The sequence below is a fragment of the Flagellimonas myxillae genome, assembly GCF_023502235.1.
GTDB lineage: Bacteria > Bacteroidota > Bacteroidia > Flavobacteriales > Flavobacteriaceae > Flagellimonas > Flagellimonas myxillae.
This window is the reverse complement of the sequence record NZ_JAMFLY010000001.1, coordinates 1,065,055-1,087,481: the sequence shown is the minus strand read 5'-3', so window position 1 is coordinate 1,087,481 and position 22,427 is coordinate 1,065,055. Positions and strand designations below refer to the sequence as shown.

General features: G+C 43.4%; 16 protein-coding genes. 11 read left to right on the top strand and 5 right to left on the bottom strand.

The features are described 5' to 3' along the window. The first annotated feature begins 21 nt into the window (after positions 1 to 21). Entirely contained in the window at positions 22 to 804 is a 783-nt protein-coding gene (locus M3P07_RS04985) for a DNA alkylation repair protein (protein ID WP_249968790.1), read from the top strand. A 2-nt stretch (positions 805 to 806) separates the two neighbouring features. Here M3P07_RS04985 and M3P07_RS04980 read toward each other — a convergent pair whose 3' ends face one another. Further along, positions 807 to 1,331 (bottom strand): hypothetical protein, encoded by a 525-nt coding sequence (locus M3P07_RS04980; RefSeq protein WP_249968789.1) that lies wholly within the window; start codon positions 1,329 to 1,331, stop codon positions 807 to 809. A 104-nt stretch (positions 1,332 to 1,435) separates the two neighbouring features. Here M3P07_RS04980 and uvrA point away from each other — a divergent pair, with 104 nt between their 5' ends. The 4 genes from uvrA to M3P07_RS04960 all read left to right on the top strand — a co-directional run bounded on the left by uvrA (position 1,436) and on the right by M3P07_RS04960 (position 10,415). Beyond that, positions 1,436 to 4,297 carry an excinuclease ABC subunit UvrA gene (gene uvrA, locus M3P07_RS04975; RefSeq protein ID WP_249968788.1) on the top strand — a complete coding sequence of 954 codons (2,862 nt, stop codon included), beginning with the start codon at positions 1,436 to 1,438 and terminating at the stop codon, positions 4,295 to 4,297. Positions 4,298 to 4,312: 15 nt separating this feature from the next. Continuing rightward, the gene (locus M3P07_RS04970; RefSeq protein ID WP_249968787.1) at positions 4,313 to 4,999 is read left to right on the top strand and encodes an LOG family protein; all 687 of its coding nucleotides are present in this window, start codon (positions 4,313 to 4,315) and stop codon (positions 4,997 to 4,999) included. 50 nt (positions 5,000 to 5,049) lie between these two features. Further along, entirely contained in the window at positions 5,050 to 7,845 is a 2,796-nt protein-coding gene (locus M3P07_RS04965) for a gluzincin family metallopeptidase (protein ID WP_319946562.1), read from the top strand. 158 nt (positions 7,846 to 8,003) lie between these two features. Further along, a complete protein-coding gene (locus M3P07_RS04960; RefSeq protein WP_249968786.1) occupies positions 8,004 to 10,415 on the top strand; it encodes an alpha-ketoacid dehydrogenase subunit alpha/beta in 2,412 nt (803 codons plus the stop codon). 30 nt (positions 10,416 to 10,445) lie between these two features. On the opposite strand, the gene M3P07_RS04955 is transcribed toward M3P07_RS04960, so the two are convergent. Continuing rightward, on the bottom strand, positions 10,446 to 13,226 hold the full coding sequence (locus tag M3P07_RS04955) for a M16 family metallopeptidase (protein ID WP_249968785.1): 2,781 nt from the start codon (positions 13,224 to 13,226) through the stop codon (positions 10,446 to 10,448). 187 nt (positions 13,227 to 13,413) lie between these two features. On the opposite strand from M3P07_RS04955, the gene M3P07_RS04950 reads away from it, so the two are divergent. Next, on the top strand, positions 13,414 to 13,791 hold the full coding sequence (locus tag M3P07_RS04950; protein WP_249968784.1) for a DoxX family protein: 378 nt from the start codon (positions 13,414 to 13,416) through the stop codon (positions 13,789 to 13,791). A gap of 1 nt (position 13,792) precedes the next feature. Here M3P07_RS04950 and holA read toward each other — a convergent pair whose 3' ends face one another. Next, entirely contained in the window at positions 13,793 to 14,794 is a 1,002-nt protein-coding gene (gene holA / locus M3P07_RS04945) for a DNA polymerase III subunit delta (protein WP_249968783.1), read from the bottom strand. 26 nt (positions 14,795 to 14,820) lie between these two features. Here holA and M3P07_RS04940 point away from each other — a divergent pair, with 26 nt between their 5' ends. The 3 genes from M3P07_RS04940 to M3P07_RS04930 all read left to right on the top strand — a co-directional run bounded on the left by M3P07_RS04940 (position 14,821) and on the right by M3P07_RS04930 (position 17,249). Beyond that, entirely contained in the window at positions 14,821 to 15,267 is a 447-nt protein-coding gene (locus tag M3P07_RS04940) for a type I restriction enzyme HsdR N-terminal domain-containing protein (protein WP_249968782.1), read from the top strand. 12 nt (positions 15,268 to 15,279) lie between these two features. Beyond that, a complete protein-coding gene (locus M3P07_RS04935; RefSeq protein ID WP_249968781.1) occupies positions 15,280 to 16,281 on the top strand; it encodes a glycosyltransferase family 2 protein in 1,002 nt (333 codons plus the stop codon). A gap of 95 nt (positions 16,282 to 16,376) precedes the next feature. Further along, positions 16,377 to 17,249, top strand: a complete 873-nt coding sequence (locus tag M3P07_RS04930) for an OmpA/MotB family protein (RefSeq protein ID WP_249968780.1) — start codon at positions 16,377 to 16,379, stop codon at positions 17,247 to 17,249. Positions 17,250 to 17,303: 54 nt separating this feature from the next. Here M3P07_RS04930 and M3P07_RS04925 read toward each other — a convergent pair whose 3' ends face one another. After that, entirely contained in the window at positions 17,304 to 17,924 is a 621-nt protein-coding gene (locus M3P07_RS04925) for an L-threonylcarbamoyladenylate synthase (RefSeq protein ID WP_249968779.1), read from the bottom strand. A 153-nt stretch (positions 17,925 to 18,077) separates the two neighbouring features. On the opposite strand from M3P07_RS04925, the gene M3P07_RS04920 reads away from it, so the two are divergent. Continuing rightward, positions 18,078 to 19,397 carry a hypothetical protein gene (locus M3P07_RS04920; RefSeq protein WP_249968778.1) on the top strand — a complete coding sequence of 440 codons (1,320 nt, stop codon included), beginning with the start codon at positions 18,078 to 18,080 and terminating at the stop codon, positions 19,395 to 19,397. Positions 19,398 to 19,419: 22 nt separating this feature from the next. Here the strand turns inward: M3P07_RS04920 and M3P07_RS04915 are convergent, their stop codons facing one another. Next, complete coding sequence (locus tag M3P07_RS04915) at positions 19,420 to 21,744, bottom strand: ATP-dependent helicase (RefSeq protein ID WP_249968777.1); 2,325 nt, start codon at positions 21,742 to 21,744, stop codon at positions 19,420 to 19,422. A gap of 135 nt (positions 21,745 to 21,879) precedes the next feature. On the opposite strand from M3P07_RS04915, the gene M3P07_RS04910 reads away from it, so the two are divergent. Then, a complete protein-coding gene (locus tag M3P07_RS04910; RefSeq protein WP_249968776.1) occupies positions 21,880 to 22,419 on the top strand; it encodes a DsrE family protein in 540 nt (179 codons plus the stop codon). The last annotated feature ends 8 nt before the right edge of the window (positions 22,420 to 22,427 follow it).

The following is a 22,427-nucleotide window of genomic DNA, read 5'->3' as shown; positions in this document are numbered from 1 at the left end:
TACCTTTTATCTTTGGACCTCATGGCCTATAAACAACTCAAACTATGGTTCGATGCCGATTTGGCCGAGCTTTTGGCGGATAAGCTGCTTGCAACAGGTGTCACATTCGATAAAAACTCCTTTGTCCATGCTGTAGGGGAGAAATTGTACTATTTGGAACTTAAGGATCGGGTGGAACTGATGGCAGATGCACTCCACACCCATTTATCGGATGATTATTGTACCGCCCTCTCCCAACTGGTGGGTATTCTTGGTCCGAAAAATGAAAAAGAAACAGGAATGTTCAAGGAATTCTTCTGGGTGATGCCCATCGCCAAATATGTGGAAAAATACGGTTTGGACCACTTTGATTCTTCTATGGATGCCATCCTTGAAATCACCCAAAGAAATACAGGTGAATACACCATACGCCCCTATTTGGAGGAGTTTCCCGAGAAGACATTGCAGGTCATGCTTGCTTGGTCCAAAGACAAGAACAAGCATGTACGTCGTTTGAGCAGTGAAGGAGTTCGTCCCAGATTGCCTTGGGCCACCAAGTTGGATAGTTTTATTGGGGACCCCACTCCCCTTTTTCCCATTTTGGACAGCTTAAAGGATGACCCCAGTAAATATGTTCAAAAGTCAGTGGCCAATTGCATCAATGATGTCTTGAAAGACAATCCTGAAATTGGAAAAGCCTGGCTGTCCTCGTGGACAACCGGTAAAATATCCAAAGAGCGTAAATGGATTGTGAAACATGCGCTTCGAAACCTTCTTAAAGCCAATGACCCTTGGGCATTGGATACGCTTGCAAACTTTAGCTGATGTTATTTGCTACGCTCTCCCACAAAATGGTCGCTCTTGTTTTTAAAAAGCACATTAAAAGTGGTCAAGCTACCATAAATCCGGGTAATGTATTGTTGAAGGTCCACTTTTTCCAGGTCATCCAAGTTTTTGCTGCTGTTGATTTTCTGCTCCATTACACGAATTCGGTCCCGGACCATAACAATCTTATGAAAAAAGGTGTCGATTGGAATTTCCTTGGGGGCCAAATCCTCGCCAGGTTCAAGAATCAGTTTTCCACCCTTCCATTTATCCGCGATGGCAACCTTTTCCGTAGCGTCGCTCCATCGTTTCAAAATAGAGACCATGGAGCGTTCCACGTCAAAATAACTAACGGTGTCCACATCGTCGGTGACTCCTTCGATAACTTCAAAATCCGAATCCAAATCGATGGTTTCCAAACCGTTTTCCAAAAAAGTGACCCAATAATATTGGGAAGATACGTTGGTGACCACCCCTTTGCCATATTCAGGATGGTTAATACGAGAGCCTATGCCCAGTAGTTTCATTTGCGTTGTTTTAATCAACCCAAAAATACACTATCGATTAAAAAAACGAAACTGTAACAGACTTCCTTTTTAAGTATCAAAACCGTACTTTAGCATCTTGTGCTATGATTAACTACGAAGAAAATATTGAAGTTCGCGGCGCCAGGGTCCACAACCTTAAAAACATTGATGTGACCATTCCCCGCGAAAAACTGGTGGTCATCACCGGCCTCTCCGGAAGTGGAAAATCATCCTTGGCATTCGACACCATATATGCTGAAGGCCAACGCCGTTATATAGAAACATTTTCTGCCTATGCCCGCCAATTTTTGGGTGGCTTGGAACGACCTGATGTCGATAAAATCGATGGACTATCACCTGTTATTGCCATTGAGCAAAAAACAACCTCAAAATCTCCGCGATCTACCGTTGGCACCATTACTGAGGTGTACGATTTTCTTCGATTACTTTTCGCTAGGGCCGGGGATGCCTATAGCTACAATACCGGCGAGAAAATGGTCAGTTATAGTGATGAGCAAATCAAAAACCTGATCATAGCATCCTATCAGGATAAGAAAATCAATGTCCTTGCGCCGGTTGTTAAGTCCAGAAAGGGTCATTATCGTGAACTTTTTGAGCAAATCGCCAAACAAGGTTTTGTCAAAGTGCGGGTAGATGGCGAAATATTGGACATTGTAAAGGGCATGAAGGTGGACCGCTACAAAACCCATGACATTGAAATTGTAATAGATCGCCTAAAGGTTGTCGAAAGCGAGGATTTTCATAAACGCCTGGGAGAAAGCATCAATACCGCCATGTATAGTGGTAACAATGTGTTAATGGTCTTGGAAGAGGGAGATTCGGTGCCGCGCTATTTTAGCCGTGACCTCATGTGTCCAAGTACGGGCATCTCCTACCCCACTCCAGAGCCCAATACGTTTTCTTTCAATTCCCCCAAAGGCATGTGTCCCGATTGTAATGGTCTGGGACATGTATACGAAGTAAACGAACAAAAGATATTTCCGAATAAGAAGCTCTCTATAAAGGCGGGCGGTATTGCCCCCTTGGGTGAATACAAAAAATCCTGGGCCTTTAAACAGTTGGAGACCATCGCCCAACGATACAACTTTGAATTGACCGACGCTTTGGAGAAAATCCCCATCGAAGCCATGGATGTTATTCTAAATGGAGGCAACGATAGTTTTGAGGTGGACTCCAAAACGCTAGGAGTAAAAAGGCAGTATAAAATTGATTATGAAGGAATTGCCAATTTTATCAAAACACAATTCGACGAGGCCAATTCCACTTCAATCCGCAGATGGGCGAAAGATTATATGGACAAAGTCCAATGCCCTAATTGTGTAGGGGCACGTTTGCGAAAAGAGTCCCTTTACTTTAAAGTAGGAGAAAAGAACATTGCAGAACTAGCTCGGTTGGATATTGCGGAACTCGCAATTTTCTTTGAGCAACTGGAAGGCAACTTGGAAGGCAACCAGAAAAAAATCGCCGAGGAAATCATTAAGGAAATTAAAACGCGTGTCCAATTTTTGCTGGATGTTGGGTTGGATTACCTATCGTTGAACCGAAGTTCCAAATCGCTTTCTGGCGGGGAAGCCCAACGGATTCGGTTGGCTACCCAGATTGGGTCACAATTGGTAGGGGTACTCTATATTCTGGATGAACCTAGCATTGGTTTGCACCAAAGGGACAATGAACGCTTGATCAATTCCTTGGAATCCCTTCGGGATATTGGAAATTCTGTAATCGTGGTTGAGCACGATAGGGATATGATCGAACATGCAGACCATGTCATCGACATTGGCCCAAAAGCAGGAAGACATGGCGGTGAAATCATTTCCGAAGGGAAACCGGAGGAGCTTAAACAACATCAAACCCTCACCGCGGAATACATCACCGGGGAAAGGGAAATTCCGGTTCCTTCCAATCGGCGAAAAGGGACGGGCAAAAAGATTGTTCTTTCGGGATGTACGGGCAACAATCTCAAAAATGTGACCGCGACTTTTCCTTTGGGCAAGCTTATCGGGGTTACAGGAGTTTCCGGAAGTGGCAAATCCAGCTTGGTCAACGAAACGCTTTATCCCATCATGAACGCCCATTATTTTAATGGCGTAAAAAAGCCCATGCCCTACAAGAAAATAACAGGTTTGGAGTATGTGGACAAAGTCATTGACATCAACCAATCCCCTATTGGAAGAACCCCTAGGTCTAATCCTGCAACCTATACAGGGACTTTTAGCGAAATTAGAACCCTATTCTCGAAAACCACGGAGGCCACCATTCGTGGATATAAACCCGGTCGGTTCAGCTTTAATGTTGCGGGTGGTCGCTGCGAGACTTGTCAAGGAGGCGGGCTTAAGGTGATTGAAATGAACTTTTTGCCCGATGTTTACGTGGAATGCGAAACCTGCAATGGTAAACGCTTTAATCGTGAGACTTTGGAAATCCGCTACAAAGGTAAATCCATTGCCGATGTTTTGGAGATGACCATTAATGAGGCCGTGGAGTTTTTTGAAAACATCCCCAAAATCCATAGAAAGTTAAAGACTATACAAGATGTGGGGCTTGGTTATATTTCTTTGGGGCAACAATCCACAACACTTTCAGGAGGAGAGGCGCAACGGGTAAAATTGGCCACCGAACTTTCCAAACGGGATACAGGAAATACCTTCTATATTCTTGACGAACCTACCACAGGCCTTCATTTTGAAGATATAAGAGTGCTTATGGAAGTTTTGAACAAATTGGTGGACAAAGGAAATACCATTTTAGTGATAGAGCACAATATGGACGTCATAAAAATGATGGACCATATCATTGATATCGGCTACGAGGGCGGCCGTGGTGGGGGCATGATTGTAGCCCAAGGCACCCCGGAAGAAGTCGCCAAAGACAATAAAAGCTACACAGCCCGGTTTTTAAAGAAGGAGCTAGAGCAATCCAAACGAAAGATTGCCCCAGCTGTCTAACACACAATTATACACATGCGAAAAGAACAGCACCATAAAGGATGGAATGAAATAAAGACCAACGACTCTTGGGCCATATTTAAAATTATGGGCGAATTTGTCAACGGTTTTGAGAAAATGAGCGAAATAGGACCCTGTGTCTCGATATTCGGGTCTGCAAGAAATAAACCCGGTGACCCCTATTACGAGTTGGCGGTGAAAGTATCGAAACAGGTTGCTGAGGCAGGTTACGGAATCATTACAGGAGGTGGCCCAGGAATTATGGAAGCCGGAAACAAAGGGGCCAATCTTGCGGGGGGCACCTCGGTAGGACTTAATATTGACCTACCGTTTGAACAGCATGATAATCCATTTATAGATGCGGACAAGAATCTAGATTTTGATTACTTTTTTGTAAGAAAGGTCATGTTTGTTAAGTATTCACAAGGCTTTGTGGTCATGCCCGGAGGTTTTGGAACATTGGATGAGTTATTCGAGGCCATTACCCTGATACAGACAAATAAAATACATACCTTCCCGATAGTGCTGGTGGGAACAGAGTTCTGGGAGGGACTTATGCATTGGGTTAGGGAGACCATGTTGGGAACAGGCAAAATAAGTCCCAAGGATTTGGATTTGATTCAAATTGTGGATTCCCCCGAAGAAGTAGTCGACATCATTGATGCATTTTACAAAGGCCGCAACCTTAGCCCCAACTTTTAAACCCTTTGCAGCCGGTGATCCAATGCCCCCAGAAATACCTACCCATACTTTTGCTTCTTCTTGGATTCAAGATGCTGGGGCAGCATACCAATGAGATTACCGCTACCCTGGACGATGAGACCAAGGAAATAGAAATTCGTCAAAAATTTACATATGTAAATACCTCCGAGGATGGACTTTCTGCATTATATTTTAATGACTGGAACCATGCTTATTCCAATAAAAACACAGCTTTGGCCAAGCGATTTGCAGAAGAATTTAAACGTAGTCTGCATTTGGCCAAAGATAGGGAACGTGGATACACAAACATGGTCAGTATAGTTGGGGACGACTATTCTGGACTTGATTGGGACCGGGTTGGGAATAGGGACATCATTCGGGTGCAACTGAATCAAGTTTTGGAGCCAGGTGCTTCGGTCCAATTGTTTTTCACCTATACGATCAAACTCCCAAATGCCAAGTTTACCACCTATGGTTTTGGCTCCAATGGGAGGTATTACCTTAAAGACTGGTACCTAACCCCTGCAGTGTATGATCAGGATTGGAAATTGTACGACAACATGGATCTGGACGATAATTTTACGGATCCAGCCAATACGTCCATCAATTTCACATATCCAGAAAATCTATTTTTATCCACCAATTTTAGTGATTCCGGGAGCACAAGTTTTCCTGGAGGACAACATATCCATCTTCAGGGAAACAATAGGAAGAACTGTCAGATTGTGCTGGATAGAATCAGAAAGTTTACCAAGCATGTTACGCGTTCGTTGACGGTTACCACCGATTTGGAATCCAACCGATACGATAAAGCTTCCCAGGGAATCTCTATTAGTAAGGTGGCCCAATTCCTTAACGAAAATCTAGGGCAGTACCCCCACCCCAACCTCTTGGTTAGCGAGCTGGCTTACAATAAAAATCCGCTGTACGGTATCAATCAGCTTCCTTCCTTTATCAGGCCCTATGAAGAGCAATTCCAGTTTGAGATGAAATTTCTCAAAACGGCTATTCATGAGTACCTAAAGGAAACCATATATCTAGATCCGCGTTCGGAACGATGGGTTCTCGACGTTTTAGGGAACTATTTGATGATCAAATATGTGGAGAAGCATTACCCCAATCAAAAATTGGCAGGAAAACTATCCAGAATCTGGGGATTTCGAGGATTCCGTTTGGCAAAAATGGACTTTAACGAGCAATACGCCCTACTGAGCATGCTATCTGCCCGAAAAAATATTGATCAAGCTCTGGACACCCCAAATGATTCCCTAATCAAGTTTAACCAGAAAATTGCCAATGGTTACAAAGCCGGGTTGGGCATGTCCTACCTTTCCGAATATCTTGGAGGGCAAAAGGTGGACAGCAGTATCTTGGCATTTTACAAGACGCATAGCCTAAATCCATCAGCAAAGGCTTTGGATTTCCAAAAAACCGTGGAGCAGTATGCCGATAAGGACATCGATTGGTTTTTTAAGGAATACATATCCACCAGAAAGAAAATTGATTTCAAAATCAAAAAGGTTGAGAAATCTGACGACTCCCTCACTTTTGTGATCAAAAATAAACGTGGCACCAAAGTTCCAATTTCGCTCTTTGGGCTTCAAAAAGATTCTGTGGTATCACAGTATTGGTTTCATGGTATTGACACTTCAAGAACCTATACCATTCCAAGAAATGGGGAGGACCGCTTGGTACTCAACTATGATAAAAAGATTCCGGAATTCAATCAACGGGATAACTGGAAGACCTTGAACGGCTTTTTTGCCAGTAACAAAAAACTTAAGTTTCAATTTTTTAAGGATACCGAGGACCCTTATTACCATCAGGTATTTTATGTCCCGATTGCCAACTTCAACGTTTATGATGGAATAACCCCTGGGCTGCGCATTTATAACAAGACGTTCTTGGAGCGTCCATTTCAATACGATATTGCACCGACCTATTCTTTCTTGGAGCGGACCGTTGTTGGAAAAGCAAGTTTTAGGTATCGAAAATACCACGGCAAAAGCGGACTTTTTGTGTCCAACTACGCCTTCTCCGGTTCCACATCCCACTTTCAAGAGAACTCGCGGTATACAACCCTTACCCCAGCGGTTTCGTTTGGGTGGAGGCCGGACAACCTTATTTCAAACCGGAGACAATCCCTGTTGCTGCGATATAGAAGCGTCTTTAGAAAAATCGACGAGAGTTTGGTTGACGAACTGGACACAGAACCAGATTACGGGGTGCTCAACCTTCGTTTTTTGGATGTGGACAATAATATTCTCAATTATACTTCTTGGTTCCTGGATGCCCAACATTCCAGTGATTTCACCAAACTGGCCTTTGAACTGGAATATCGAAAATTGTTTGAAAGCAACAGACAGTTAAATTTTAGGCTGTATGCTGGTAAGTTTTTGCGAAACAATACGGATTCCGATTTCTTCAGCTTTGCATTGGATAGACCCACGGACTATATGTTTGACCTTAATTATTTGGGACGTTCTGAAGATTCCGGTATCTACAGTCAGCAAATCATAATCGCAGAGGGAGGTTTTAAGTCTAAACTCGAAAACCCCTTTGCCAACGATTGGATCGTAACCACCAATGCAAGTACCAATATCTGGAGATGGATTGAAGCCTACGGAGATTTGGGATATATCCGCAGTAAGGGCGAAAATGCGCGCTTTGTATATGACTCCGGAATTCGACTGAATTTGGTCACGGATTATTTTGAGCTGTACTTCCCTGTTTATTCCAACCGAGGCTGGGAAATTGCCGAAAGGAACTATAATGAACGTATTCGTTTTGTGGTGACCATAAGCCCTAAAACACTGATTGGGCTCTTTACACGCAAGTGGTTTTAAATTGCTTTATTCTCAAAAAAGGCGCTCCTATTTCTTCATTAATTGAATTTTTTTCTTGTAAATTGATATTTTCATAACAGATTATCACTTTTTTAACAAGAATATCGGTTGTCAAATTCCCTGTTATTTAGTATTTTTGCGGAAATTCTGCTTAGCCAATGAAACCCCATTCCAAGACAAGTAACGACATTTCTTTTGATGACTTCCAAAGCCAAATCCTTAAGGATTATGAAGTTGCGGTCACAAGTCGGGAATGTAGCTTGTTGGGAAGAAGGGAGGTGCTTTCCGGAAAAGCCAAATTTGGAATTTTCGGGGATGGAAAGGAGCTTCCACAGCTCGCCATGGCCCGCGCTTTTCAAGATGGGGATTTTAGAAGCGGATATTATAGGGACCAGACCTTTATGATGGCTTTAAACTATCTAAATCCCAAGGAATTCTTTCACGGATTATACGCCACTACCGATATTGTAAAGGAACCCATGAGTGCCGGAAGGCAAATGGGAGGGCATTTTGTTACCCACAGCCTTAACGAGGATGGTACCTGGAAAGATTTGACCAAACAAAAGAACAGCAGTGCGGATATTTCGTGCACTGCAGGACAGATGCCGCGTCTATTGGGTCTGGCCCAAGCTTCCAAATTGTATAGGAACCTCAATGATATTAATCAAAGCAACTTTTCCAATAACGGAAATGAAGTGGCATGGGGAACCATTGGAAATGCTAGTACCAGTGAAGGACATTTCTTTGAGACCATCAATGCAGCGGGTGTAATGCAAGTACCTATGGTTATTTGTATTTGGGATGACCACTACGGCATCTCCGTGCCTGCCGAATTCCATACCACAAAAGGAGATATTTCTGAGGCACTATCTGGTCTACAAAGGGATGAGGAGCATGCTGGATACGAAATTCTAAAGGTTAAAGGTTGGGACTACACCGCTTTGATACACGCCTTTGAAAATGCATCGGATATCGCAAGGGACAACCATGTCCCAGTGATGATCCATGTAACCGAATTGACACAACCCCAAGGACATTCCACCTCTGGTTCACATGAGCGCTACAAATCCACGGAACGATTGGAATGGGAGCGTAAAAACGACTGCAATAAGAGATTTCGTGAGTGGATCTTGGAAAACGGCATCAAAACCGAAGAGGAACTGAAACTTCTGGAGAGGGAAATAAAACTCAAAGTGCGTGCGGCTAAAAAAGAGGCATGGGCCGAGTTCCTCCAGCCCCATCTCCAAGCGAAAAAACAACTGGTACAGCTTCTGGAAAATGCGGCGGCCAAAAGTCCTAACCGCAGTTTTATCAATAAAGTAAAGAACGACCTGATCGCCATAGAGGAGCCCATCAAAAAAGATTTGGCATCCAAGGCACGAAGGGCCCTGCGCTATCTTCTTGGCGAAAACAACCCAGAGCGGTCGGCGCTTCAACAGTGGATTGAAAACTTCCTTGCCACTAGCCAACCCAAATACAGTTCGCACTTGTACAACGAACTGGACAACAAGGCCACAGACATTTCTTCACTGGATCCTGAGTACGACAAGAATTCAGAAGAAGTGGACGGAAGAATAATCATCCGTGACAATTTTGATGCGCTTTTCTCCAAATACCCTGAAGCTTTGGTCTTCGGTGAGGACACAGGTAATATCGGTGACGTTAACCAGGGACTGGAAGGCCTTCAGAAAAAATATGGCCCTTTACGCATTGCGGATACCGGGATTAGGGAAACTACCATAATTGGTCAAGGAATTGGCCTGGCACTACGCGGGTTGCGACCCATCGCGGAGATCCAATATCTGGACTATATCCTGTATGGTATCCAAACTCTTAGCGATGACCTTGCCAGTCTAATGTATCGTACTGTTGGAAAACAAAAGGCTCCGCTAATTGTTAGAACCCGGGGGCATAGACTTGAAGGAATATGGCATTCGGGCTCTCCCATGGGTGGGTTGATCCATTTGCTTAGGGGGATGTACATCCTTGTTCCTAGAAACATGACCCAAGCAGCCGGTTTTTACAATACGTTGATGAAGAGTGATGAGCCCGCCATTGTTATTGAAAGTTTGAACGGTTACAGGCTTAAAGAAAAGAAACCTGCGAACTTGGGGGAGTTCTGCACTCCTATAGGCAAAGTGGAGACTTTAAAGAAGGGTGAGGACATTACCTTACTCTCTTACGGCTCCACTTTGAGAATCGTACAACAAGTGGCCACGGAGTTGCTGGAAGTGGGTATTGATGCCGAAGTAATAGATGCGCAATCCTTGCTTCCATTCGATTTGGAGCACGACGTGGTGAAAAGTTTACAGAAGACCAACCGACTCTTGGTCATCGATGAAGATGTTCCCGGTGGATGTTCTGCCTACTTGTTGCAGGAAATCCTAGAAAACCAAGAGGGTTACAAATATTTGGACAGCGCACCACAAACCCTAACGGCCAAGGCGCACAGACCGGCCTATGCTTCGGATGGGGATTATTTTTCCAAACCCAATGCCGAAGACATTTTCGAAAAAGTCTACAGTATCATGCACGAAACGGACCCAGTGTCCTTTCCAAAACTTCGATAAAAAAAGCCCCTGATTTCAGGGGCTTTTTTTTTAATTCTTCAATTCTGTTTCCGGTTGCTGTAAGGCCGGCACCAAAGGATTACCATCGGCATCTATTTCAATGATGTTATCGAAGCCCAATTCGTCCAGTTTGCTGGCAATTTTTGCCCTGTCCCCTACCATAAACCAGTTGACAGCTTCAGGTTTTACCACCTGCTTGCTTACCGCATGCAAATCGTCCAAAGCCAAGTTGCGTACATTCTGATCGTACGTTTGGTAATAGTTGTCCGGCAAATCATATCGGATTAAATTTCGGATGGATGCATTTACCGAGGCATTGGTCTCCCATTGTCCGGGTAGTTTCAAAACCTGGTTGGTTTTCACCTTATCCAATTCCTCTTGGGTCGCGGGTCGGGTCGAAACGAATTCTGAAATTTCCTTGCGCAATTCGGTCACGGATTCCGACGTCTTGTCCGTTTGGACCGGGGCATAAACAATGAAAGGGCGTTTTTCCTTGGAGCCTAAGACAAATCCTCCGGCACCATAGGACCAGTGTTTGTCTTCCCTAAGGTTCATATTGATTCTGGAAGTGAAGTCGCCACCCAAAATACTTACCATTTGCTCCAAGGCGATTTCAGGAAGGTCTCCATACTTTTCGGTCAAATGCCCGGCTATAATAACAGATTGTTGCGATTCCGGCCTGTTCATCAAATACAGGGTATTCTTGGAATTAACCTGGGGTTCGTTAAAGACCACGGTGGGCACCTCCCCTTTTTTCCATTTTCCCAATGATTTTTCCAACTTGGACTTTAAATCAGACATTTCGATGTCGCCAGTAACGATGATGGTGGCATTGTTGGGTTTTACCCAAGTGTCGTAAAACTTGACCACATCGTCCCGGGTAAGTTTCCCAACGGTGTCCTCATATCCCGTTCCAGTATATGGATTGCTATACGGATGTCCTTCTCCGTACATATACTTGTTCATTACCCTTAGCGCCATGGTTATGGGCTGGGATTTCTCATTTTTGATGTTGTTTATCTGCTCATTCTTAAGACGGTCGAACTCGGCTTGTGGGAACATCGGATTCAGTACAACATCCGAGAATAGATCCATACTGGCATCAAAACTTTGCTTAAGGGTCGTCATGTAAACATTGGATTGATCCTGATTGGAAAAAGTATTGAGACTAGCTCCCAATAATTGAGATTTTTCATTGATCTCCAAGGCGTTCATGTTCTTGGTTCCCTCATCCATAAGATTCATGGCCAATTGTGCAGTGCCAGGACTTGACAAATAATCCGTTTTGTAGCCCGCGTCCATAACAAGATTGACGACAACGGTAGGCACCCCAGTTCTTTTCGCAAGAACAACATTTAGCCCATTGGAAAGGGTGGTTTTTTCCATATTTGGAAACTTCGAACTTTTTTGCGCAGTCAGCGCTGGAAGTTTGGAACGGTCCACCGTGGATTGTTCCACACTGTACTCTGGAAAAGGATTGCAAACAAGAACATGCTTTCCTTTGCTCAACCATTTGTTTGCTGTTTTCTTGATGTCTTCAACTGTCGCATCCTCAACAAATTTTAGCATGGCTTTGTAATAAGAGGCATCACCAAAATAAGTTTCATTGGAGGCCAAAATATCAGAAACCCCTCCGAAACCACCGATTCTTTCCAAACCTTTGATGAAGTTGGCAAAATACGCTGCTTTCACCCGCTGCAGTTCTGCCTCAGTAGGTCCTTCCGTCAGAAACTTTTGAATTTCATCCTCCAATTGCATTTTGAGTTTGTCCCCATCCTGACCCGGTTTTACATTGAGCCAGGTGATGAATCTGCTCGACAATTCGCTGGAGGCTTGAAAGGAAACTGCCTGGCTAGCCGTTTGGTCCTCATACACAAATTTTTTGAACAGCCTTGAATTCTTGCCACTAGTAAGGATAGCTGAAATTAAATCGAAATGAAGGTCCTCTTTGGCTCCAAATTGGGGAGAATGCCAAGCAAATAGCACCCTGGTTTCGGGAACCCGGTCTTCATATACTTGATAGGTATCGTAATTACGCTCAGGGATGTTCACTTCCTGTCGTTCAATGGTGGGGCCTGCAGGAATATCCCCGAAATATTTCAAAACACGTTTGTGGACATCATCGGGGTCTATATCCCCAGCCACGGCTACCACGGCATTTGCAGCACCATAGTACGATTTGAACCACTCCTGTACATCTTCAAGAGAAGCGGCGTTCAAATCCTCCATTTCCCCAATAACGGTCCAAGAGTACGGATGGCCTTTGGGATACATCGACTTCGTCAAATAATTCCATTGCTTCCCATAGGGTTGATTTTCACCCTGTCTCTTTTCATTTTGAACAACGCCTCGTTGTTCATCCAATCTTTCCTGATCAATAGCACCCAATAGATGGCCCATTCTATCGGACTCGAGAAAAAGTACTTGATCCAAAGCTGATACAGGAACATTTTGGAAATAATTGGTCCTATCGGTATTGGTGGTTCCATTGAGGTCCGTGGCCCCGATACTTTCCAGGGCTTGGAAATAGTCCTTGTTGTAGTTCTCACTCCCGTTGAACATTAAATGTTCAAATAAATGTGCGAACCCACTTTTACCGGGTTTTTCATTTTTGGAACCCACGTGGTACCAGACGTTTACGGCTACTATGGGAGCCTTATGATCTTCATGGACCAAAAGCGTAAGTCCATTCGGTAATTCGTACCGATGGTGGGGTATTTCAATTTGATCCGCCTTAAACTGGAAGTTTTGTCCCATTTGTGATTGCACACAAAACAGAACCATGACAAGCAAGCTAAATAGTCTCTTCATGACAATAAAATTTCGTTATGTGATTGATGTTAACTGTACTGCACAAGGTACTAAATTTTTGGCACCCCTTACTACGGCATCCCTGCTGTTTTTCCCGTTTCGTTCGACTGCAACCTGAAATTTGACCAGCTATGCTTCTTTTGTTGAAACATAATTTATACTTTCACCAAAACTAAATCCCCCACCAATGAAAAATAATCTATTGATCCATTTGGGACTGGCTATATTAAGGGTAGTTCCATCTGCTTTCATGCTTACCCACGGGTATCCCAAGTTTCAGAAATTGATCAGCGGTAATATGGAGTTTGCCAATCCCATTGGAATTGGTCAAGGCCCCTCCTTGTTTTTGGCCGTGCTTGGGGAATTTATTTGCCCCATATTGATGATTATTGGTCTTAAAACCCGCTGGGCGGCCATTCCAACAACCATTGTAATGTTGGTAGCGGCAATTCGTGTTCATGCAGCCGACCCCTTTGGAACCAAAGAAAAGGCATTGCTCTTCGCCGTAATATTTATCGTGGTATTTCTTTTAGGGCCTGGGAAATATAGTTTGGACAAAAAATAGCCTAAACGACCGCCGCAAGCATTTCCTTCAGAAGATCGCCTTGGGCCATGTTGCTTGCTCCTACTCCTTTTCCTTTTAAATCGAGTTGGCGCAGTTTGGAAATAATGGAGCTCACACGTTTCATAGGATAGTTTTTTGCAGCAATGGCAAACTCGTTCACAAAATAGGGATTAACCCCCAATACCTTGGCCACATTTCCTGGCGAATGGTCCTTTAAGCCATGGTATTGCAGCAGCTGGGTAAAAAATGTATTCAGGAGTGTTATGGTGACCACAAAAGGATTGTCTTTGGGGTTTTGGGCAAAGTAATCCACGATTCGCGCTGCCTTGCGCACATTGCGTTCCCCAATCGCTTTCTTTAGCTCAAAATTGTTGAAGTCCTTACTGATTCCAATATGCTGTTCCACCAATTCGGGAATAATCTCCACATCGGCAGGAACAATCAACATGAGTTTATCCAGTTCGTTGCTGATTTTACTCAAGTCCGTTCCCAAGAATTCCACCAACATAATACAAGCTTTCGGGGAAATTTTGTATTTCTTACCCGCCAAAGTTCGCCGTACCCATTCCGCTACTTGGTTTTCATATAGCTTTTTGCTCTCAAAAAGTTCCCCAATTTGCTTGATGGATTTGTACAACTTTTTTCGCTTGTCCAACTTTTTGTACTTGTAACAAATCACCAAAATGGTGGTGGGCTGGGGGTTTTCGGCGTAGGCCGTGAATTTTTCTATGTTCCTGGAGAGATGCTGGGCCTCTTTTACGATCACCACCTGGTGCTGTGCCATCATGGGAAAGCGTTTGGCATTGGCAACAACATCCTCCACGCTGGTATCCCTGCCATACAACACCATCTGATTGAATCCTTTTTCATCCTCGGTAAGTACATTGTCCGCGATGTATTGTGAAATCCGGTCGATGTAGTAGGGCTCCTCCCCCATCAAAAAATAAATGGGCTTGGGATTCCCTTGTTTTATGTCAGAAACTATTTCCTTTACCCTTTCCATTAAGAAAAAATCATCAATTTTGTTCCATGCAGGCCTTGGACTTTCCACCATACCCGTTCCGTCTCAAAAGTAGCGAAAAAGGACTCCAAATCTTCGATATCATTCGCAAAAAATTTGTGTTGCTCCAACCCGAGGAATGGGTCCGCCAGCATGTGGTCCATTTTTTAATAAACTCAAAAAAATACCCAAAAAGCCTAATCAATGTGGAGAAGCAATTGGTGGTAAACAATCTGAAAAAAAGATATGACGTGGTGGTGTACAAATCTGACGGCACCATTGCATTATTGGTGGAATGCAAAGCCCCTGAAATACAGATAAGCCAAGAGACCTTTGACCAAATTGCCCGATACAACCTACTGCTGAAATCGGACTACCTGATGGTTACCAACGGACTCCACCATTACTATTGCGAAATGGACCCCGCGAACGAAAAATATAAGTTTTTGAAGGAAATTCCTGATTTTAGCCGTTAATTTGCTGCCGTTTTGAAAGTCGCGGTCGTCATACTGAATTGGAATGGAAAAACCTTGCTCGAGAAGTTTCTCCCCGCTGTTGTTGCCCATTCCGAAGGCGCAAGTATTCATGTGGTTGATAATGCCAGCGAGGACGACTCGGTCGAATTCCTAAAAAATACCTATCCCCATGTCAATGTTATCGTTAATGCTTCCAATGGTGGTTTTGCCAAAGGCTATAACGATGGGCTTAAGCAAATAGACGCCGATATTTTTTGTCTGTTGAATTCAGATGTGGAAGTCACTCCCAATTGGTTGGGACCAGTGTTGGATGCATTTGAAAATCACCCAGAGGCCGCCATTATTCAACCAAAAATTTTGGATATAAAGCGAAGGGAATACTTTGAGTATGCCGGTGCCGCGGGAGGTTTTATAGATCGTCTCGGTTATCCATTTTGTAGGGGAAGAATTTTCCAGGCATTGGAAAAAGACATCGGACAATACAACGATATTAAGGAAGTATTCTGGGCCACCGGGGCCTGTATGTTCATCAAAAGTGGGGTGTATCAGGAATTGGGCGGATTTGATGAGGACTACTTTGCCCATCAAGAAGAAATAGATCTTTGTTGGCGTGCGAAGAACAAAGGGTATGGTGTTTTGTACGTGGGTCACAGCCATGTATTCCACCTTGGAGGGTCCACCCTAAAAAACATGAACCCCAAAAAAACCTTCCTCAATTTTAGGAATTCCCTGTATTCGATTACTAAAAACCTGCCAGGTAAAGTTGCTTTTACCATTATCTTTTTCAGATTACTGTTGGATGGAATTGCAGGAGCACGATTTATACTCCTATTTAAATTTGGCCATTGTCTAGCCATAATCCGTGCCCATCTCAGTTTTTATAGTAACTTTAGAAAACTTTACAAAAAGAGGGAAAAAGCCAATTTTTTATTAAAATATTATTCAGCAACATCCATAGTTTGGTCTCATTTCGTACATCAAGTGAAAAGATTTAACATTTTAGTAAAAGATTAACGATGCCAAAAAGGGGCAACTATGCATTTTCTCTAATTTTGGCGGACAGTTTAAGCAGTGAAATATCTAACAATTCTTAATTTATACCCAGTACTATGAAAAAAGTTTTCCTAGGAACCTTGTCCATGGCAATTCTATTGTCATCTTGTGTATCACAAAAAAAGTATGCCGATCTTGAGGCCAAGCACAAAGAGACCCAAGATCTATTGAACTCAGCAACCGTAAAACTTAACGATTGCCTCGAAGAAAGTGCCACCACTTCCTCACGATTGAAGACTCTTGAAGATCAAAATGCCTTCCTAAAGGCCAACAACCAAGAGTTGATCAACAACATGGGTAATCTTACTACCCTTACAACCAAAGGTGCCGAGAACCTTGAAAAGTCTTTGGAAAGTCTACGCGAAAAAGATTTGACCATTAGAAAATTACAAGATGCCGTTACTCGTAGGGATTCTGTAAACCTTGCCTTGGTTCAGAGCCTTAAAGGTGTTTTGGGGAACCTTGACGATGAAGATATTGAGGTTAGCGTTGAAAAAGGTGTAGTATTCGTTTCTATTTCTGACAAATTGTTGTTCAGAAGCGGTAGCTACAACATTACCAATGCGGCCAGAGAGGTTTTGGGGAAAGTAGCCAAAGTGGTGAACAACAAACCAGATTTCGAATTTATGGTTGAAGGACATACCGACAACAGATCCTACTCTAGCGGAGTTCTAGTTGACAACTGGGATTTGAGTGCCAAGCGTGCAACTACCATCGTTAGAACCCTACAAAACGACTTTAGTGTAGATCCCAAGCGTATGACCGCTGCTGGAAGAAGCTACTACGTACCAGTGGCTTCCAATGATTCAGCTGGAGATCGCGCCAAAAATAGAAGGACTCGAATTGTTGTACTTCCAAAAATTGATCAGTTCTATAGCATGATCGAAGAAGGAATGAAAGATCCTGCCATTGGAGGTTCTGGCAACTAAGCCTTACGATAAAAAAACCAGAAAAGGCGACCCTAACGGGTCGCTTTTTTTTATTTATAGAATATCCAAATCTCCTTTTCCCTCCCGAACTACTTCGGGGTATCCTGTGGAAAGGTCTACCACGGTAGAGGCCACGTTCCCTCCATAGCCCCCATCGATTACAATATCCACGAGGTCAAACCATTTCTCATGAATCAACTCTGGGTCTGTGGTATATTCCAATATATCATCTTCATCGTAAATGGAAGTTGAGACGATGGGGTTCCCCAATTCCCGAACAAGTGCTTTGGCAATCTCATTGTCCGGCACCCGGATTCCCACAGTTTTCTTCTTTTTAAAGTCCTTGGGAAGATTATTGTTTCCAGGTAGAATAAAGGTATAGGGACCAGGCAACGCCCTTTTCAGCAGTTTAAAAGTGGAGGTGTCTATCTGCCGAACAAAATCGGATAGATTGCTGAGGTCTGCACAGACAAAGGACCAGTTGGCCTTCTCCAATTTTATGCCTTTAATACGGGCTATACGCTGCAATGCTTTGGAATTGGTGATGTCACAGCCAAGACCGTAGACGGTATCCGTTGGATAAATGACCAACCCACCCTTGCGTAGCACATTCCCAATTTTTTCCACTTGCCTTGGGTTAGGGTTTTCTTCAAAAAGTTTAATAAGTTCGGCCATGATAATATCCTAGCAATTCGTCTTTCAGAACAACAAAGATAGCTCCAAATGCCTCATCCGTCAATTCATACGGGGCATTCATCAATTAAGGTGTCCAAATCACCCGTGAAACTCTCAAATTTAGGGTTGTTCAACCCATACACTTTGGAAATCATGGAGATAAAAAGAATTGCAATTCCGCTGCTTTGTACTGTTTTGTTCGCATTGACCCGTTGTGGCAATCACAATTATTCGAATAAAATTCCTATTCCCCAAAAATTTAAAAAAGGTCAGGAAGTAATCACCTATTTAGACCATTGTTTTTCGATGTTGGATAACCTAGAAAAAAATACGGCTGATTATATAAAAACCGTAACCGATATCAACGTTCGAATCCGAAAGACTATAGAAGGCATAAATTCCTTAGAGCTCCTTAAGGAAGTGAATAAATCCTATTCCCTTGCTAAACATGAATATCTATTCACACTCTCAGAGGATGGTAAAGTTGCAGCCTTTACATGGCATTCAAGAATGGAGGAGTCGACCCTGAGGATAAGAAACATTGCCCTGTATGCCTCAGAAGATAATAAGGTTGTGCCGACCTCCTTATATGGGAATCCCCTAAACCTTTATCAAATTCATACAGTTGAAATTGATAATAAGCCATTGTATCTATTCCACGGAAGCACTGAATCAAATCAAAAGCAAAGTTTTAGAATAGATGCTTATACCATCAATAACAATGGATTGGAACAGTTGGCTGTATTTCCAAATCGAAATAGCTCTCTTACATCTGCTCTGGATTTTGATGTAGAGATGGACGCTTCCTTTATCCTAAAGGCGGAAAAATGGGGTTCACATACAGCATATCGCCCTTTGGAACTTTCCACAAATCATGAAAAGAGTGACTTCGTTGAAGCATTAACCAAATTGGACAACATGATTGGCCCTCAGCAGTTTAAAATTACCAATTCTTGGAATTTTCTCAATGGCTCGGAACTACCAACGAATCATCAAAATTTCTCAAAAAATACCTTTGTGTTTGACGACCAACTAATAGTAAATCTCACTTATGATGCTACAAAGGACAGTTCATTGGCCATGCTAAGTACGCCACAAAATGATAAGATTCAACTTCCCTTCAGGGGAGAAGCATCCCTAGTCGGTAAAATGGGTAATTACCTGTTTTTTTCCAATGCAAAAGATGGCAAACAGGACAATTTGCACCTTTACGATATCGACAAAAGGGAAATACGCTGGACATACCCAATGCCCCAAGCATTTCTCACGGAAGACTCGGTGGTCTTTACAGAAAGTATTGAACCTTATTATCTACCCCACAACCGTAAAATTGAATGTGATTCTGGGTTAGGAATAAACAAAACGTATTATAAAGTGTATGCCGTAAAGTATAGGGAGCCAACTCCTATTGTGGAATATACCAATCAGATTTTTTGTGGAAGTACCAAATATAGCCGCTTAGCCAAACTGTAATTTTTCAATCTTGTGCAGCAGGTCATTTGTCCAATACTTCCAATTTAGCAAATCGAAGTAGTAGCTTTTTAATATCTCCGCGTTCAAACCGGATTTCTGCCTTTTTGTCGTTGCCAACACCTTCAATTTTTAGCACTTTGCCCCTTCCAAACCGGGTATGGTTAACCGTACAACCTTCAATAAGGTTGGGATCCATTGGACTGGCATCGGGTGTGGACAACTGTGGCTTGAGCTTTCGTAATTTTCTGAGTTGGTTTTCATTGGGACGCTGAACACTTGGCGGATTCCCATTTTTAGGTTTTACTTGACGTAATTTGCTCTTGTCCACTTCTCCAAAAATATCGGCATTGATCATGGATTTGTACCGATACCCGTCGTTCACAGGGGTTAGGTTTTCCACGTACTCCTCCTCTATTTCCTCCAAAAATCGACTCGGTTCGGCATCAATGAGTTTTCCCCAGCGGTACCTGTTTTGGGTATAGGTCAGATAGGCCTGCTTCTCTGCTCGTGTTAGGGCCACATAGAAAAGTCTTCGTTCCTCTTCCAATTCGCTTCGAGTATTCATGCTCATCGCGGAAGGGAACAGGTCCTCCTCCATCCCTACAATGTACACATATGGGAACTCGAGACCCTTGGCCAGGTGGATGGTCATTAGGGCCACCCGGTCATCATCGCCTGTATCCTTGTCCATGTCCGTCGCAAGGGCCACATCCTCCAAAAATTCAGTTAGGCTACCTGTGGAATCCGCAAGTTCCTTTTGACCCTCAACAAAATCCTTGATTCCATTCAACAACTCTTCGATATTCTCCATGCGGGCAATCCCTTCCGGTGTTCCATCCTTTTTGAACTCCAGAAGCAATCCAGTTTTCTTAGATACATGTTCGGCCAAGGTAAACGCATCAGAACCTGCATTCATGATTTGAAAACTCTTGATCATGGTCACAAAATCCTCGAGCTTTCGCTGCGTTCCCGCATTGATTTTCAACTCCAGTTTGGACAAATTGTCCATCACTTCAAAAATGGAGCGCCCATAGTGGTTGGCCGCAACGGTAAGCTTGTCCACCGTGGTCTGCCCGATACCCCTGGCCGGAAAATTAATGACCCTTTTCAGCGCTTCTTCATCCTTAGGATTGATTATGAGCCTCAAATAGGCCAGAACATCCTTGATTTCTTTGCGCTGGTAAAACGAAAGTCCGCCATAAATCCGATATGGAATATCCCGTTTTCTAAGCGCATCCTCAATGGCCCTAGATTGGGAGTTGGTGCGATACAGGACAGCAAACTCGCCATTTTGAAGCTGGTTTTGCATCTTGTTCTCAAAAATGGAACCTGCTACATACCGGCCTTCTTCCGCATCGGTTACACTTCGGTGCACTTTTATCTTGTTCCCCTCATCATTGGAAGTCCAAACCACCTTTTCCAATTGGTTTTTGTTCTTGGCTATGATGGAATTGGCCGCATTGACAATGTTCTTGGTCGAACGGTAGTTCTGCTCCAGTCGGTATACCGCCACATCGTCGTAATCTTTTTGAAAGTTCAGGATATTACTGATATTCGCCCCCCTAAAGGAGTAGATACTCTGGGCATCGTCGCCCACGACACAGATATTTTGATAACGATCCGACAAGGCCTTCACGATCAAGTACTGGGAGTGGTTGGTATCTTGGTACTCATCCACCAAAATATACCGGAAGCGGTCCTGGTATTTCATCAATACTTCCGGAAAGCGGGTCAGCAATTCATTGGTCCTGAGCAAAAGGTCATCAAAATCCATGGCCCCTGCCTTAAAGCAACGGTCCACATAGTTTTGGTAGATCTCCCCCAATCTTGGTCTTTTCGCCATAGCATCAGCTTCAACCAACTCAGGGTTTTGAAAATAGGCCTTGACCGTAATTAAACTGTTCTTATAAGATGATATCCGGTTCTGGATCTGTTTGTATTTGTAGATATCCTTGTCCAGCCCCATTTCCTTGATAATGGAGGCAATCAATCTTTGGGAATCTTGGGTATCGTAAATGGTAAAGTTGCTAGGGTAGCCCAATTTGTCGCCATCAAAGCGGAGAAGTTTGGCAAAAACCGAGTGGAAGGTTCCCATCCAGAGGTTTTTGGCCTCGGAATTTCCAACAATCGTCGCAATCCGTTTTTTCATCTCACGGGCCGCTTTGTTGGTAAAGGTCAAGGCAAGAATATTGAACGAGTCCACCCCCTGCTCCATCAAATGGGCGATCCTATACGTCAACACCCTGGTTTTTCCGGAACCGGCACCGGCAATCACCATTAACGGGCCATCCTTGTGTAATACGGGTGCACGTTGCGCATCATTCAATTCCTCCAAAAAATTCTCCAAACCCAAAAGCAGTTTTAAAAGTAAAGGTGAAAATAGCCAATAATGCCCTCATGCTAAAATCATCCTGTCAATACTTATAAACAGCATTTTTTTTGGTTCTAATTTGATATATTTAGGGATTAATAGCTCCTTCTAATGAAGTACAACCCCCTTGCTGTCCTGATATTCTGTTTTACCTGTATCTACATGAATTCCCAAGAAAAAAAAGCCGGCCCGGTCATTGAAGAATTTGGCCCGGTATGGGCTGTTGAAAATCCTGGTTTTGAGACGGATACAAAAGCCGAGTTCAAGGTGGTCTTTGAGATTGCTGATACGCCGGAGTCCCATACAACATTGAACAAAACCATTGAGACAGCAGCGCGATTTTACAATATGCACGCCCAGAGCGGGGTTCCTGTTTCCCAGTTGCATGTTGCACTTGTGGTGCACCATAAGGCTTCGAAAGATATTATTGACCAACAGGCCTATTTAAAAAGATATGGTGTAAAAAATCCAAATTTCGACCTGGTCAAGTCCCTATTGGATTCCGGGGCACAAGTAATTCTCTGCGGACAATCCTCCTATTCCAGGAACATTCCCAAGGAAGACCTTATACCCGATGCGCAAATCGCACTTTCGGCAATGACGGCATTGCTTCAATTACAAAATCAAGGATATCATCTCATAAAATTCTAAAACTGACT

What these genes read in the sequence shown, in the direction of transcription:
- M3P07_RS04985 (WP_249968790.1), top strand. Translation starts at nt 22, where the DNA reads ATGGCCTATAAACAACTCAAACTATGGTTCGATGCCGATTTGGCCGAG.
- M3P07_RS04980 (WP_249968789.1), bottom strand. Translation starts at nt 1,331, where the DNA reads ATGAAACTACTGGGCATAGGCTCTCGTATTAACCATCCTGAATATGGC.
- uvrA (WP_249968788.1), top strand. Translation starts at nt 1,436, where the DNA reads ATGATTAACTACGAAGAAAATATTGAAGTTCGCGGCGCCAGGGTCCAC.
- M3P07_RS04970 (WP_249968787.1), top strand. Translation starts at nt 4,313, where the DNA reads ATGCGAAAAGAACAGCACCATAAAGGATGGAATGAAATAAAGACCAAC.
- M3P07_RS04960 (WP_249968786.1), top strand. Translation starts at nt 8,004, where the DNA reads ATGAAACCCCATTCCAAGACAAGTAACGACATTTCTTTTGATGACTTC.
- M3P07_RS04955 (WP_249968785.1), bottom strand. Translation starts at nt 13,226, where the DNA reads ATGAAGAGACTATTTAGCTTGCTTGTCATGGTTCTGTTTTGTGTGCAA.
- M3P07_RS04950 (WP_249968784.1), top strand. Translation starts at nt 13,414, where the DNA reads ATGAAAAATAATCTATTGATCCATTTGGGACTGGCTATATTAAGGGTA.
- holA (WP_249968783.1), bottom strand. Translation starts at nt 14,794, where the DNA reads ATGGAAAGGGTAAAGGAAATAGTTTCTGACATAAAACAAGGGAATCCC.
- M3P07_RS04940 (WP_249968782.1), top strand. Translation starts at nt 14,821, where the DNA reads ATGCAGGCCTTGGACTTTCCACCATACCCGTTCCGTCTCAAAAGTAGC.
- M3P07_RS04930 (WP_249968780.1), top strand. Translation starts at nt 16,377, where the DNA reads ATGAAAAAAGTTTTCCTAGGAACCTTGTCCATGGCAATTCTATTGTCA.
- M3P07_RS04925 (WP_249968779.1), bottom strand. Translation starts at nt 17,924, where the DNA reads ATGGCCGAACTTATTAAACTTTTTGAAGAAAACCCTAACCCAAGGCAA.
- M3P07_RS04920 (WP_249968778.1), top strand. Translation starts at nt 18,078, where the DNA reads ATGGAGATAAAAAGAATTGCAATTCCGCTGCTTTGTACTGTTTTGTTC.
- M3P07_RS04910 (WP_249968776.1), top strand. Translation starts at nt 21,880, where the DNA reads ATGAAGTACAACCCCCTTGCTGTCCTGATATTCTGTTTTACCTGTATC.